Annotated in this window: 16 protein-coding genes and 1 pseudogene; 6 read left to right on the top strand and 11 right to left on the bottom strand. The window is 60.0% G+C overall.

Going from position 1 to position 14,592, the window contains the following annotated elements:
• Positions 1–104: 104 nt before the first annotated feature.
• A complete protein-coding gene (locus BXE_RS09120; RefSeq protein ID WP_011488041.1) occupies positions 105–419 on the bottom strand; it encodes a hypothetical protein in 315 nt (104 codons plus the stop codon).
• 134 nt (positions 420–553) lie between these two features.
• Between BXE_RS09120 and BXE_RS09115 the strand changes: the two are divergent.
• Positions 554–1,791 (top strand): annotated as a pseudogene (locus tag BXE_RS09115) (sensor histidine kinase).
• A gap of 540 nt (positions 1,792–2,331) precedes the next feature.
• On the opposite strand, the gene BXE_RS46465 reads toward BXE_RS09115, so the two are convergent.
• The 6 genes from BXE_RS46465 to BXE_RS09090 all read right to left on the bottom strand — a co-directional run bounded on the left by BXE_RS46465 (position 2,332) and on the right by BXE_RS09090 (position 6,364).
• Positions 2,332–2,625, bottom strand: a complete 294-nt coding sequence (locus BXE_RS46465; protein ID WP_011488039.1) for a hypothetical protein — start codon at positions 2,623–2,625, stop codon at positions 2,332–2,334.
• A 174-nt stretch (positions 2,626–2,799) separates the two neighbouring features.
• Positions 2,800–2,982 (bottom strand): hypothetical protein, encoded by a 183-nt coding sequence (locus tag BXE_RS45780; protein WP_148222934.1) that lies wholly within the window; start codon positions 2,980–2,982, stop codon positions 2,800–2,802.
• A gap of 181 nt (positions 2,983–3,163) precedes the next feature.
• Entirely contained in the window at positions 3,164–3,424 is a 261-nt protein-coding gene (locus BXE_RS09105; protein ID WP_011488038.1) for a hypothetical protein, read from the bottom strand.
• Between the two features lie 148 nt (positions 3,425–3,572).
• Positions 3,573–5,195: a chaperonin GroEL gene (groL, locus tag BXE_RS09100; RefSeq protein ID WP_011488037.1), complete on the bottom strand. Its 1,623-nt coding sequence runs from the start codon at positions 5,193–5,195 to the stop codon at positions 3,573–3,575.
• A gap of 34 nt (positions 5,196–5,229) precedes the next feature.
• Positions 5,230–5,547 (bottom strand): co-chaperone GroES, encoded by a 318-nt coding sequence (gene groES / locus BXE_RS09095; protein ID WP_011488036.1) that lies wholly within the window; start codon positions 5,545–5,547, stop codon positions 5,230–5,232.
• 187 nt (positions 5,548–5,734) lie between these two features.
• On the bottom strand, positions 5,735–6,364 hold the full coding sequence (locus BXE_RS09090; protein ID WP_011488035.1) for a hypothetical protein: 630 nt from the start codon (positions 6,362–6,364) through the stop codon (positions 5,735–5,737).
• A 194-nt stretch (positions 6,365–6,558) separates the two neighbouring features.
• On the opposite strand from BXE_RS09090, the gene BXE_RS09085 reads away from it, so the two are divergent.
• From BXE_RS09085 to BXE_RS44110, 4 genes are all read left to right on the top strand, one after another.
• Positions 6,559–6,999 carry an Hsp20/alpha crystallin family protein gene (locus BXE_RS09085; protein ID WP_011488034.1) on the top strand — a complete coding sequence of 147 codons (441 nt, stop codon included), beginning with the start codon at positions 6,559–6,561 and terminating at the stop codon, positions 6,997–6,999.
• A 27-nt stretch (positions 7,000–7,026) separates the two neighbouring features.
• Entirely contained in the window at positions 7,027–7,449 is a 423-nt protein-coding gene (locus BXE_RS09080; RefSeq protein WP_038456348.1) for an Hsp20/alpha crystallin family protein, read from the top strand.
• Between the two features lie 75 nt (positions 7,450–7,524).
• On the top strand, positions 7,525–7,806 hold the full coding sequence (locus tag BXE_RS09075; protein ID WP_011488032.1) for a hypothetical protein: 282 nt from the start codon (positions 7,525–7,527) through the stop codon (positions 7,804–7,806).
• Between the two features lie 67 nt (positions 7,807–7,873).
• The gene (locus BXE_RS44110) at positions 7,874–8,236 is read left to right on the top strand and encodes a hypothetical protein (RefSeq protein ID WP_011488031.1); all 363 of its coding nucleotides are present in this window, start codon (positions 7,874–7,876) and stop codon (positions 8,234–8,236) included.
• A 747-nt stretch (positions 8,237–8,983) separates the two neighbouring features.
• On the opposite strand, the gene BXE_RS46460 is transcribed toward BXE_RS44110, so the two are convergent.
• A complete protein-coding gene (locus BXE_RS46460; protein ID WP_158340894.1) occupies positions 8,984–9,148 on the bottom strand; it encodes a hypothetical protein in 165 nt (54 codons plus the stop codon).
• Positions 9,149–9,344: 196 nt separating this feature from the next.
• Positions 9,345–11,696, bottom strand: a complete 2,352-nt coding sequence (locus BXE_RS09065; protein ID WP_038456353.1) for a hybrid sensor histidine kinase/response regulator — start codon at positions 11,694–11,696, stop codon at positions 9,345–9,347.
• An 83-nt stretch (positions 11,697–11,779) separates the two neighbouring features.
• Here BXE_RS09065 and BXE_RS48170 point away from each other — a divergent pair, with 83 nt between their 5' ends.
• Positions 11,780–12,355 carry a response regulator gene (locus tag BXE_RS48170; RefSeq protein ID WP_081435502.1) on the top strand — a complete coding sequence of 192 codons (576 nt, stop codon included), beginning with the start codon at positions 11,780–11,782 and terminating at the stop codon, positions 12,353–12,355.
• A 1,055-nt stretch (positions 12,356–13,410) separates the two neighbouring features.
• Here the strand turns inward: BXE_RS48170 and BXE_RS45775 are convergent.
• Positions 13,411–13,710, bottom strand: a complete 300-nt coding sequence (locus tag BXE_RS45775) for a hypothetical protein (RefSeq protein WP_148222933.1) — start codon at positions 13,708–13,710, stop codon at positions 13,411–13,413.
• Between the two features lie 379 nt (positions 13,711–14,089).
• A complete protein-coding gene (locus BXE_RS48165) occupies positions 14,090–14,572 on the bottom strand; it encodes a MarR family winged helix-turn-helix transcriptional regulator (protein WP_038456356.1) in 483 nt (160 codons plus the stop codon).
• Positions 14,573–14,592 lie beyond the last annotated feature (20 nt).

Below are 14,592 nucleotides of genomic sequence, written 5' to 3'. Positions count from 1 at the left end.
GCTGCGCCAGGCCACGAAGCGAGGCGGCGCACGAAGGCCGCGCAGATGCTGGTACGGCGCAACGTGTCGAGTCGATCTGGTCGTGAGTCCCGGAGATAGCGTGCCTACGCCATTCTGTCCGCCGGTGGTTTCTCGACCGCGGCATCCACCTCGCGGCGGTGCTGTTTGGCCGTCTGCACGTCGTCGACAAACAGATACCCTTTGCCAGGCGCCACCCGAGCCACCTTGGAGGCGTTGTGAAACACCGGACAAGCCCGTGGCTCGTCGTCAACAAGGAGAATTAAATAATACGGCCCCGGTTTATGCTTTTTTTCCCCTAGTCGAACCGCAAGACGTGTTCCAATTGCGGGATTGAAGGAATAACGCGTGGCGATCCTGCCCACCGCGCCAGCGCCCCTTCTGGCCACGGCAAGAACCATTTGAGGGTCTTCCCTTTCCCGTGTCAGACAGACTCCGGTGCGTCGCTTTGAACCGGTTACAGGGGGGTTCCTGACGCGTTCTGCGTCATTTGGGCGCCCCGTTCTGTCGAAATACTATTCTGCAAGCACCAACCATGACTGATACGCAAGCAGGTCCGCTTCGCAGTTTTGCCGGGTTCCTGCGTCGGGAGCGGACCGCTCTCACCGAAAAATGGATGAATGCGGTGTTCGGCGACGCCGGCCTCGTCGAGGCCGACAAGCTGACGTACGATCAGCTCGCCGATCATCTGCCGGAAATCCTGGACGGGATCTGTACTGCTCTCGAAGCGCAGGATCTCGAACAGCCGGAGCCGGCGATCGAACGCGACGCCCGCACGCACGGAAAGGTCCGCTGGCAACAGGGCTATCGCATCGATGAACTGGTTCACGAACTCGACCTGTTCCGGCAGGTGCTGGCGGACGCGGCCGAGACGTTTGCGGAAACGAATGACTCGTTCACGAGGCGCCACGAAAGGCGTGCCCGGCGACTGATTGATGAGGCGCTCGGCGTCGTCGCGGTGACATCGATCCGGGAAGTGGTCACGGAACGCGACCGGAAAATCGATAACTACACCGGTAGTCTCGAGCGGGCGAACCACGAACTGACGCTGAAACAGCGGCTAGTGAGCGACCTTTATGAATCGCGCATGCAGATTACCCGCAGTGTCGTGCACGACCTGCGCAACTTCCTGAACGCATTCTCCATCGCGCTGCAGCTGATTTCGCGCGCGCCATCGAAAACGGAAGCCGGATTGGCACTGGCCACCCGGCAGGCCGCGGACATGAAGCAGTTGGTGGACGACATGGTCGAGTACTCGGTGGTGCTGGGCGACAGCGCGCCGCTTGCGGTCGATCCGTTTGACCTGCGCGAACTCTTTGACGAACTGGTAACGACCTGCCGTCCGGCTATCGAGGCAAAAGGATTGCGTCTGTCTACCGTTTTCGACGCGGGCGTGACAATGGTGCTATCGAACCGCATCAAGGTAAAGCAGGTGGCGCTGAACCTGCTGTCGAACGCGACAAAGTACACGAACGCCGGTGAAATCGAACTAGCGATGGGTGGCCACGGCGAAGGTGGCTGGTATCTGCGCGTCGCCGACACCGGTGTGGGCATTGCGCAATCGGACAGGGAACGCGTCTTCGACGAGTTCGAACGGGCCGCTGGCGACGACATACCGGCGTGGGCCTTGGGCTGGCTATCGTCAAGGAACTTTGCTGGGTTCTTGACGGCAGGATCCGCTTCGAGACCCGCGAAGGTCACGGCACCACCTTTGAAATCCGCTTCGCCGTCCAACCCGAAACGTCTCAGGATTCGCGCTTTTGCGCACGCTGACTGTGATCACTTCGACATGACCCGGAACGATCTCCAGACTGGATCCGCCGCGCCCTTTCGAAGTCGCGCATGTTCACTTTTTCCGGGGGCGGGTCCTATCGATAGGTGTGTCGTCAATGGCCGCGTGTCGACGGGATAAACGAGACAGTCACGCTGCCGCCTGCGGCGGCTATTCATCCCGATAGCCATCCAGTCCAAGCGAAGGCTGACATTCCAGAGTTCACTCGTGCGAAGACCTTTTTTCGTCAAAGCGGCCGCACGCATGAACGACTGTGCCGGGAACAGCCACCAGCCGACGCGCATAGGTGTTTCTCTCATGCTTCGGCCCAATCCGGCAGAGCCGTATTGCTCGCTCCATCGCCGCAATTGCCCGCTGACATAGGCGAGCGCACCGGGCACTGCGTAATGCCAGGACGTGACTATTAAGACATGTTCATCCGGAAAGTCGCGGTGTGGCGCGGTAACGGTAAGTCCGGTTTTCCTGTTACCGCGTCTTTGGTCAGGCTGTGCCCAGATCCAAGGGCAAAGGCTCCTGGACAGTCAGGCTGCCACCGGGACGCCCGACGGCGGCCCATCGAACGGTCGTTGCTCTACAAGCTTCGATGCATATGCAAGCGCATCATCCTCCGTTTCCTTGCGCAAGGACCGTGGCCGGTAACACTTCGGCACGTGCCACTCGACAACGACTTCGTCATCCCGGCAAATCTGCACCAGCGGCACATAGCCCGCCGTGGGCAGACGGCTGTCCTGCATCGTGCTGGAACCTCGATGCACCTGCACGACCTTCACATGGACGTCGTATCCGTTTCTCTTTTCGCTCCTGATCGTGTTCATCGGCTCCTCCGCTCGCCGCACCGTCTCACGGGCGGCTAACCGAAGTGGTTACACCTGTAGCGAGCCTGAGGCGCAACAGCACTTGCATGGACGCTCAGCAGGCCTGCGTCAATATAGACAGCCGCATTGCTAACGCCGCCGCGGGTGGCCGCGCGCCAGCGGGACCACCCACTATCAGCGATGTCGCAAATGCTTTGCTTTCAGTTGCATCGCCGACCAGACGGCAGCGGCTCTGCGCGATACTTTCCGATAGCCGCTCCTTAGCGCGGATGCACCGGCGCCAGACAGGGTGGCAATCTTTCGTTGGAGACGCTCGAACAGCCCGTCGGTGTGTGGATCAGAATGGAAGACATTCATGATTTTCTCCTTGCATGCGGCGGCAGGAGAAAAGCCTCGGGTTCAGTTCGCCTGCCCTACCGCCGCTAACAAACAGATGGAAACATGCAGCACGTGATGCACCGATCACATCGCCGAAACAGAAATTAATTTAGGTTATCGAAGCATCCATTTCAAGCCATATCCGGCTCACCGCTTCGCATCACTTGGGTCGCTCGGTCATGAGATACCGGACCACCAGCGCCGGATCGGCAATATCAAGTATCAGCCTGCGCAGCACGCGCTTGCGCATATGATTTTCGTCCAGGATCCACGGCCCACCGACCTCCCCCAGGTAGCGACCAATCGCGGCGCGCGTATCCTCGCCCGGAGGCACGTTTAAACGCACTGCAAGCAGGCCAGCGATCACGTCGTCGAGTTCAAAGTCAAGCGGCCGCGAATCGATCGTCAGAGTCAGATCCATGCTCACCCCACGCCAGCAATCCTTTGGACAAACATGAAACAGGTGCGCCGGACAGCGCTACAGCCACCGATGACGGCTCCAAGCCTCTGGGGAAATGGAGCCGGGCCCAGCCACGCTGACCGGCTGTCCAGCACAAGGCAGCCAACGTCTAGTATTCCAGTTCCGGTGCAGGTGCCGGCACGGCTTTTTCTTCTTTTGGCGCTTCCGCTACCGTGGCGTCCGTGGTCAGGATCAGTCCGGCGATCGAAGCGGCGTTCTGCAGCGCCGTACGCGTCACCTTCGTCGGGTCGACCACACCTGTCTCGACGAGATCGCCGTACTCGCCCGTGGCTGCGTTGTAGCCGTAGTTGCCTTTCCCGCTGAGCACCTTCGCGACGACGACCGACGGCTCGTCGCCCGCATTGGCTGCGATCACGCGCAGCGGCGCCTCAAGCGCACGCAGCACAATCCTGATGCCGGCGTCCTGGTCGGCGTTGGCGCCCGTGAGACTCGAGATGGCCGAACGCGCCCGCAGCAACGCCACGCCGCCGCCTGGCACGATGCCCTCTTCGACTGCGGCGCGGGTCGCATGCAGCGCATCGTCGACACGGTCTTTCTTTTCCTTCATTTCGACCTCGGTCGCCGCACCCACCTTGATCACCGCAACGCCACCGGCAAGCTTCGCCACGCGCTCCTGCAGTTTTTCACGGTCATAGTCGCTCGTCGCTTCTTCGATCTGCGCGCGGATCGCCTTGACGCGTGCGTCGATGCGCGTCTGGTCACCTGCACCATCGATGATGATGGTGTTTTCCTTCTGCACCTCAACACGCTTCGCGCGGCCCAGCTCTTCGAGCGTTGCCTTCTCGAGCTGCTTGCCAGTCTCTTCGGAAATGACCGTTGCACCGGTGAGAATCGCAATGTCCTCGAGCAGGGCCTTGCGGCGATCGCCAAAGCCCGGGGCCTTCACCGCCGCCACCTTCAGCACACCGCGCATCGAATTGACCACCAGCGTCGTGAGCGCTTCGCCTTCGACATCCTCGGCGATGATCAGGAGCGGCTTGCCTGCCTTGGCAGCAGCCTCGAGGACCGGCAGCAGGTCGCGGATACTGGAAATTTTCTTGTCATGCAGCAGGATCAGCGGATCGTCGAGATGCGCAACCTGTTTGTCCGGGTCATTGATGAAGTATGGACTCAGATAACCCCGATCGAACTGCATCCCTTCGACGACCTCCAGTTCGTTCTCGAGCGACTTGCCGTCTTCGACCGTAATCACCCCTTCCTTGCCGACCTTGTCCATCGCGTCTGCAATGATCTTGCCGATCGCCTCGTCCGCATTCGCCGAGATGGCGCCGACCTGGGCGATTTCCCGGCTTGTCTTTATCGGCTTGGACAGCCTGTGCAGTTCATCGAGCACAGCCGCCACCGCCTTGTCGATGCCGCGCTTCAGGTCCATCGGATTCATGCCAGCAGCGACGTGCTTCATGCCTTCCTGCACGATCGACTGGGCGAGAACCGTGGCGGTCGTCGTACCGTCGCCGGCGACATCGGCGGTCTTCGATGCGACCTGCTTGACAACCTGGGCGCCCATGTTTTCGAAGCGGTCCTTCAGCTCGATTTCCTTAGCGACAGACACACCGTCCTTGGTGATGGTCGGCGCGCCGAAGCTGCGCTCAATCAGGACATTTCGCCCCTTCGGGCCGAGCGTCACTTTCACTGCATCGGCCAGCACGTTCACGCCCTTGACGATCCGGCTGCGGGCGCTGTCGTGGAACTTGACATCTTTCGCACTCATCTTGTTGCTCCGGTATAAGCCATTGAAGAGATAATCAGGCCGCCTTGCGTGCGGCGCCTGCGTCGGACTCGAGGACGCCCATGACGTCTTCCTCGCGCATAACGAGCAGTTCCTCGCCATCGACCTTGACGGTCTGGCCTGAATACTTGCCAAACAGAACGTGGTCACCGACCTTCAACTGGAGGGGACGCCGGGTGCCATCCTGTAGCAGACGCCCGTCACCGACCGCGATAACTTCGCCCTGTTCGGGCTTCTCGGCGGCCGAGTCGGGAATCACGATGCCGGAAGCCGTCGTGCGCTGCTGCTCGATTCGCTTGACGATAACCCGGTCGTAGAGGGGACGAATCTTCATCTTCCATCTCCTGAGCGATAACAGATCACCAAAAAGGGAACCCGGCTGCGCACGCAACCCGCGAGATGGGCGATTGCCATTGGCCGTTGGGCGCAACCGTACCAGCTGAGAGCTGGCGGAAACCGAAATAGGGGCGCCGCCGGAGCGCTTCAAGAGGTCGCCAGAATTCCAGTTGTTACAAAATGTTTCACGGCAGAATGATCCGCCGAACCCGCCCCAGGCGGTAGACGACGCGATTGCGGCGTCCCGTTTTCTGCGGCAAAACGGGACACGGAGGACGGCGCCCGCCGTCGGGCTGCAGCGTGTCGTCGGGATCGCCGACTGTCTGCCATATGCCTCCCTTGACTGGACGGAACGTCCAGCGCATGTATCCGTTCTCGGCCGCGAGACGCATCAGCTTCTCGCGATACGGCGCCTCGTCGACAAGCCGCGTCTCGCCGTTGCGATCGTCGACGTACTCGCCGAACGCCTGGCGGCACGCCAGCGCCTCTCCTGCCGGGGCGCCGATCGTATTGCAGGGTCGCCGCTCAAGCCGTTCCAGATCCCACGCCCCGAGTTGCCATGCCACATCGAGCAACGCATGATCGATCACCTCGAAACTTCCCCACCGCTCGCTGACTTGGATTGCAGAGCTGGCGACCGGACGAGGCGGAATTTCAATGCCAGGGATCGTGACTGGCGTCGCGCGTCGAAAGCCGTGCCAGTGCAGGATCGCCAGCAAGGGCGTATTGGTTTGCGGCACGGCACTGACGGTTATCGCGTAAAGCGGTAACCCGACCGCATCCATCTGGCGTTGCAATATATCGTGCAGATTCACGCTCCCTCCGGAATTGCAGATTTCCAACTTTTCCCGTCTTGAAATTTCACGGGGTTGACCTATTTTAGATTCCGCTCAGGCGGTCGCGTTTCACGCGCTGCATGTTTCGATCTGTTTGTCGGCGGATTAGACCCGTGGCAGGCGAACTGGAGCGCGTGGTCCGGTTCGCCTCCTTTTACCGAGGGAGTCAGACCATGAGTGATCCCTATTTCAGCACCGACCTGTTCGGTGGAATCGACCGTCTGCAACAGCAGATGGCAAGTGTCTTCGGTGGCTTTTCCACCAGCCTGCGCGCTGCCCGGCTCGGCGCGTTTCCGGAAATCAACATCGGCAGTACCGACGACACAATCGAGATCGTCGCATTTGCGCCGGGGCTGGATCCTGCCCAGCTCGACGTGTCAATCGACAAAGGGCTGCTTATCATCAGCGGCGAGCGCAAGAACCTCGAACGCAGCCGGAACGACGAGGTACGAAGCTATGTGCAGGAGCGATTCTCCGGCTCGTTCAGACGCGTGATCGAACTTCCCCAGCAGGCGGACCCGGACAAGGTCGAGGCACGCTATACGAATGGTTGTCTGAAGATCAGCGTGGGCAAACTCGAAGCGTCGAAGCCACGCGCCATTACCGTCCAGTAATCGCAAGCAAGACAAAGCAGAATGACCATGAATGATCGTACTGAAGTGGCCGAACGCTCATCGGAAACGGGCGCGGCCGTCGCGAGGCAACAAGCAGGGGCGAACGCAGGAGCGCGGCGCACCACGCTCACGCCTGCCGTCGACATATTCGAGGACGGCCAGGGCGTCACGCTGCTGGCCGACCTGCCCGGCGTGTCTCGCGAGAAGCTCGACATCCGGGTACAGGACAACCGCCTCTACATCGAGGCGGAGGCCGTTGTATCGACGCCGTCTGGCCTGCGTCTACAGCATGCCGAGGTACAGGACCCGCATTTCGCGAGGGCATTCACGCTCAGCGGCAATTTCGATACGTCGCGCATTGATGCGCAACTGCGCGACGGCATACTGAAACTCAACATTCCGCGGCGTGATGAAGCCCGGCCACGACGTATCGCGGTCACTGCTGGCTAGCGGTTCGGGCCGTGTTGTGGAATACACGGCGGCGCCTGCATCGAGCCGCTCGCCGACCCTACGGAGAACATCGTCATGCATAACGAAATACAGGAATCCTGGAAAGGTTTCTCAATCCACATTCGCGCCATTCCCGTGCGCCACATCGCAACGCGTTCTTCCGCTAACGACACGTTCATCGCGATCCTGAAAATCGACCGCGACGGAACAACAGTGGCGGACTGGCACCTACCACGCTTCAGCGAGAGGTGGACAAGTGCAGGTGAGGCGCAGCGTGAAGCAATGGGCTACGCAGTAAAAGCAATCGATGCGGGCTGCTGCGGTGAACCGGGAACCAGCTTCGAGCTGGCCGCATAGGTCCGCGGTCTCACGGTGCTCCGACTCGACTTCTACGACCTGGTTATCCTGATCTTGAGGTTAAAACATGAATAGGGAACGCGGGAATGGTAACTGGAATCCATTCACATTTTTGCGCCGACTCGGACAGGGCGGCGTGCCTTCGTCAACAGCCCTCGCCACCACTAATCCGCAAGGGCCCCAGTGCTCACCGAACCAGCCCCAACATCTACAGGGCAATCCATTGCGTGCGATGAACGAGTGGTTTCAGGAACCGTTTTTTGGCGAACTGGACCGCTGGTTCGACGATGTCAGCACCTCCCGGTTCCAGGCGCATATTGATGAAACTGAGGATAGCGAATCGCTACGCGTCGCAGCCGGACAGTCTGGCATGCCCAGGAAAACATTTCCGTTTGTGTCGCACGGAAAGCATTGGCCATCCGGGGCATGAAGACGCTTGGGTGACATACAGAACAGGACGGCTACTACCGGCCTGGGGCAGGCGTACGGTGGGTTCGCGCTAGCGTACCGCTCCCGAGAACCGAAGCACCTGTATCGACGATACGGAACATTAAAATCCGGTAGTCAGATGCTCCTGCCTCGCGTGATGACTGCATCTATTCCTGGCCATCGGCAGGGTAGACGCAACGGTGGACGGTTATCCCAGACTCACGGACTGGTTTCCGGCATGGTCCATTTTGCAGGGCTCCGCCGACGCGTCGGTCCGCGCGCCTGTGTGACCGGCCTTGTCGCATAGGGGAAAGCATGCAAAATTGTCGTATCGGGAAAAGCATGAAAACATCAGACACCGCAATAGCAGCATTCGCAACAGTGGTCCTGTCGGGACTCGTTTATGTCGATTGCACCCAGATGAAATCGCTATGTGCCGAGAGCGAAGCACTCGACATGACACTCTGCCATGAGATGGCGAACCATGAAGCTTGTGCGAAAGAGGCGCATCGGAAGTACGAAATATGCGTAAGACAGACGGGCTGCCCTATCTAGCTGCGTTGACTAGCCGCATATTTCCGTTGCTGATCTGTGGCCGTCGCGATAGCGACCGCGGCCGTACCAGCGTCGCAGATGGGCGTCTGTGGCAGCCGCGCCGTGCTGCTAAGGTCCGATCTGATGCGGACGGGGATGGTGGATCCCGGAAAACAGAGGCGATTCATACGTCTTTTCAGCTACATTCAGACATTCAGAGTCCACGCGGCATCGGCAACTTGATCGCCACCGGCCAAAGCAACCGGCTCGCCATCGCGAGACCGATGGTGTGCCGAGCCGACGTCTGGATATCGTAGACGAGCATCGCCAGCGCGGTGGGCGCGCTCGCATACCATCGGAATCTCACGTCGTTGGCCATGCCGGGCACAACCATGTACCAAGTGGAATCGGAAGCGCGAGCGAGCAGCTCTCTGCGTTATTCGTGCGCCGAATCGGCGGTCCCGCGACTGCCGGAGCCGCCAGCCGTCAGCTCGGCCGGCTGAGCCAGCAAATCCAATGCCTCCGTCAGAAAAGTTGGATGCGCCCCGAGCGGCGAAAGCCATTCTGATAGTGAATCACTGCCCGATTGTTCGGAGTGCCACGTCAAGCTGGTCCACTGTGTAGGGTTTGCGCAGTCCCTTCCATGTAAAACCAAGCTGCACGTCAGTCGGTAAATTATCTCCCGACGCAAATATCACGTGCAGGTCAGGATGAGCGGCGACGGCCTGTTGCGCCAGGTCGATTCCGAAGACATCGGGCAGGTTCAGATCGGTCAACAGTACATCAAAGCTTTCAGTGCCTATCTGCTCCATCGCCTGCTTCGCATTTGCGGCCTTCGCCGTATGGTGACCCAGCATTTCGAGAAGTTCACAAACTGCATCCAGAGACGCGACATCGTCCTCAACCACAAGCACGTGCAAGACCACTTGCGACACGGGGCCATCGCCGGTCTGCGCTGCGGACGGCCCGTCTGCTGTGCCCGAAATCTCGTCGCCAGGCGTCCCAAGGACGTGGCGCAGCTTGCGCGCCAGTTCTTCCTGGCTATACGGCTTGCTGAGAAGCTCGACGCCCGCGTCCAGGCGGCCTCCGTGCACGATTGCATTCTGCGTGTAGCCCGAAGTGAACAGCACCTTGAGGTGAGGCAAAAGCTGCACGGCCTGTCGGGCCATCTCGGGGCTACGCAGTGCTCCAGGCATCACGACATCCGTGAATAGCAGATCGATATGAACCCCGCTGCGAATCACCGCGAGCGCCTGCTCCGCGTCGTCTGCCTTGAGCACCGAATAACCCAGACCAGCCAGCATCTCGACGACCGTCGACTGAACCTTCGCGTCGTCCTCCACCACCAGCACGGTCTCCCCGCCCCCCGTTATCCCTCCCTTGCTTTGTCTCGACGGCAGCTCAACAGCATTCGCCATTGAACGCGGCAAATATATTCTTACCGTCGTGCCGTGTCCGAGTTCGCTGTAGATCCGGATATGTCCACCGCTCTGCTTGACGAGACCATAAGCCATGCTCAGGCCCAACCCGGTTCCCAGCCCCTCAGGCTTGGTGGTGAAAAACGGGTCAAAGGCCCGCTCGACAACATCCGGTGGCATGCCCACTCCTGTGTCCGTCACAGCCAGCATCACGTACTGACCCGCCGGCACATCCGACAGGGCGCCTACATAACGATCGTCCAGCATCGCGTTAGCAAGCTCAAGCGTAAGGCGTCCGCCGGTGGGCATCGCGTCGCGCGCATTGATAGCCAGGTTCAGCAGCACATTTTCAAGCTGGTGAGGATCGACCAGCGTGTTCCACAGACCGGCAGCGACAACTGTTTCCACGCTGACTGTTTCTCCAAGCGTTCGCGCCAGCATACTATCCATCGCGCGCACCATGGCCGCAAGGTTCACAACAACGGGCCGCAGCGCCTGCCGCCGACCGAACGCGAGAAGCTGGGATGCGAGTTTGGCGCCACGCTCGACGGCATCGATTGCGTGGGCGAGGCGTTCCACGCTCCAGTTGTCGCGGCGATGCCGGTTCTCCAGCAGTTCGAGGTTGCCCCGTAAGACCTGCAGCACGTTGTTGAAATCGTGGGCAACGCCACCTGTCAGCTTGCCAATTGCTTCCATCTTCTGCGCCTGAAACAGCGCCGCTCGCGTCTGTTCGAGCATTTCGCTCGCCTGGCGCCGTTCGGTAACGTCCCGCGTCACCTTCGCAAAACCGATGAGGGTTCCTTCGTCGTCGCGAATCGCATGGATCACCACATGGGCCCAGAAGGTCGTCCCGTCACGGCGCACCCGCCAGCCTTCCGCCTCAAAACGCCCCTCACGGGCCGCCGTCTCCAGGCCACGCTGCGGTTTACCGGCAGCGACGTCTTCGGGCTTATAGAAACGGGAAAAATGAGAGCCGATGATCTCCTGCTCGCTGTAACCCTTTATCCTGCGGGCACCACTGTTCCAGTTCGTCACATAGCCCTCGGGTGAGAGCATGAAGATGGCGTAGTCCGTCACCCCCTGTACCAGCAGCCGGAAGCGCCGCTCGCTTTCGATCGCGGCTTCATGTGCCCTGCGCTTCTCACCCACATCTCGCACTATCTGAACCGCCCCACGGAACTCGCCGCGGGGATCGCGCAGCCCCGTCGTAACCACGCTCGCCCAGAAATGAGTGCCGTCTTTTTGCCGGCGCCATCCCTCCGACTCATGACGCCCCCGTTGCAGGACGCTTTCCAGTACCGCATCCGGCACCCCGTTTCCGCGGTCTTCATCGGTGTAAAGCGTGGAAAAATTGCGTCCGATGATTTCTTCCAGCTGGTAACCCTCGATCCGGGTGCCGCCGGGGTTCCAGCTGGCAACGTCCCCTTCGGACGTGATAAGGAAAACCGAGTAGTCCTCAGTCGACGCAACCCATTGACTGGCCCAGTCGTCATAGGCCTCGCGCTGCATGATTCCAGATTCGTGCATCGTCGTTACCCTGGCTGTTGGTGCGTATCTCTTTCAGGCTGGGTGCTCCCGCTCCCCATCGCTCCATGGGCGTCACTACAGCGGTTGATTCTATCAGCGCGGCAGTCGTTCCGGGATGGCTCAGGGCCTTGCTCACGAATTGCCGAACCAGGGGATGGCAAAGGATGATCAGGGTATTGCTGGTGGACGATGAACCCGCCATCGTCGAGGCGCTGGAACTCGCGCTCACGGAATATGGGCTGGAAGTCCGAGCCGCTGGGAACGGAGCGCGTGCGCTCGAATCCATCGCACAATGGCGGCCAGACCTCGTCCTGACAGACTGGATGATGCCCGTCATGGACGGCTCAGCCTCTCTCGCTTGCTACGGCAGCGCCGGAACTGGCTGGTATCCGGGATTTCATGATGAGTGCGCAGCAGCCGTCTGGCTTTCTGCCCGTAGACGAGTCCCTGCAGAAACCGTTTGGCATAGCGTGTCTGTTGCGGCTCATCGAACGGCATACGGGGCATCGTCCGGGTGGTCCCTGACTTGCACGCCGCGAGTTCGGAGACCTGACGTCCAGCGCAAAGCGCACGGACGTTCGGCACCATCCAGATCGGCCATTCGATGTCTCTCGCCACGACCTAGTTTTGCTGGCACCTGAGTTCCTGACAAAATTCCAGCACTGGCAAGACACACCTGACGAGGAAAGACGTCGTGATTGGACGCAGTCGTTGCCGGTCAATGCCCGTGAAACGCGGACAGTTTTTCCCAGGCATGACTACAATCCGATCAAACTTGGTCCCTGGGCGATTGACGGCCCACCTGATCCAGGCCGGCAGCGAACTCTGACGATTTCTGGCCAAAGGTGTCAAGCGCAGGAACCGATAGGTAACTGACGACACGTTGCTCCCGTGTGCCGCCGCAGGGCGCCGCTCCAGCGTCGCCGCCAGCACGTATGTCGGCGCGACCATGCGTCGGAACTATCGCGTCGGATCGCCTTGCTGTACTCCGTTTCCTCTCCCAGCACGTGCTGCCCTCGCCGGAACTATCCAACCTATCCGGCTCGTGTTCATTCGACAACGTCTCCCATGTACCCTGCGGGTTCTACCGCCATTTCCGGCAGAGACGGGGGACTCGGACCCACGCGCCGCTTAGCGTGGCAGGCTGGTATTGTTTCGGCGAGTGCGGTCACTCGATCTCATCTCTCATCCAAGGCATGCCATTAACAACCTGCCCCGAAATATGTAACTGGAGGAATAGCTAGCGCCAATTCCCGAACGGGCAACTTTCACAAATTCCTTGTCAGACGAGGATCACCGGCTGAAGAGCTGAATAGCACAACAACGCCAATGGGTTTCTATGCAGCGTCGAATGCGACCCCTGTCAATTGCTCACTCATTGCCACAACCTGTTCGCGCGGCCGGGTCGAACGCCTACACCGTACATATCAGTCGAATCGGCCGGCCTCGTGGACGCAATATCGCAATCCTCACAATAGACACCGCGCCCCCTCCATTTGAGGGCTGGTCGCACACCAGACCGTCGTTGCGGCGCCTTGCCGCACTGTTAGCGTTCCGCGATTCCCGGCGGGATCTTGCCTTCGGCATTGCGAAAACCCATGGCCTGCAAGTCCGCAAGCGTCCGGTGACGCTGGAGCGTCAGTGATGATGGATGGAGCCTGGATGGACAGCGAAAGCGCGTACGCCGTGCGCCGGATCACGGAGGTCCAGACCAAGACCGCATTGGCGGTTTTCGACTGTCCGTAAGCTTTCCACCTGTCATAGGACCGGTGAAGATAATTCGGGTCGTCGAGATCGACGTAGCAAAAGCAATGTGCGCCAGACGAAAGCACGACGGCACGCGCCCGCCTGCCCGGCGCAGGCTGGGCCACAGCGTCGCCGCAAGCTGGAAATGCCCCAGATGGTTCGTGGCAAATTGTCCTTCGTAGCCTCGCACGTCACGCGTGAGTAATGTCGCCATGATGCCGGCGTTCGCAATCAGCAGATCCAGCACCATCACCCGTGACCATGAATTCGCGTGCAAAGGCATCGACAGACTTTCGAATATCTCGTGCGCTAGCGCATGCACCTCGGGGCAAAGTTGCTGTGCAGCAGTGTTCAGCCCATATCAGTGATCGGCTATTCGTTGGGCTATCAATAGAAAGTGCGTTCAGCAGCGCCTTCAAACGCGCGACCGGACTGGCGTGGCGCAGCAGTACCGGATAACCGTCGCTTGGTGAGTCAGGCCGAGGCCCCGCCACAGCCGTCGAGTCATAGGGCACCACAAGGCTGCCAAACAACGACCCCGATGTGACCTTTAAGTCCGCGCCGGCTTCGCTCAAGCAAAAGACATGCCATTGCCACTTATCGGGCCTGAAATTGGCTGTGAGGGCAACTCAGGGCTCAAAGCCGGCCTTTGCGTTACGGTAAAGGCGGATCAACGTGCGCTTTAGCAACGCAGACTCGTCCGGAGACATATCACTAAGCAGGACAGCCTCGTGCTCAAGACTCGCGTCGTGGCACTCCTTCCCGACGGATCGCCCCTGATCCGTTAGCGTCGCATAAACCACGCGGTTGTCCCCCTCCAGGCGCGTCCTGCTTATCAATTGCTGAGACTCGAGGCGTCTCAAGATGTGAGACATCGTTGACAGATCAGTCGATGTTGTTTCCGCCAGCTTCCCGACCGTCATTTGCGAACCGCCTTCGTATAGTGCGACGAGGGCCCGCGCTGCAGGGATGCTCAGTCCCAAGGAACGGAATTGTGGCGAACTTGCATCGACGAGGACCGAGACTATCCGATGCAATAGAAACGTCAACCGATGTGAAACCCCTTCATCAGTATCGGACGACAACTTGCTTTCCTGGGTGGCCTTGTTCATGGCGTATAGATAACCCAATA

It is taken from the genome of Paraburkholderia xenovorans LB400, from assembly GCF_000013645.1.
Taxonomy (GTDB): domain Bacteria; phylum Pseudomonadota; class Gammaproteobacteria; order Burkholderiales; family Burkholderiaceae; genus Paraburkholderia; species Paraburkholderia xenovorans.
This window is presented reverse-complemented; position numbering and strand designations above follow the sequence as displayed.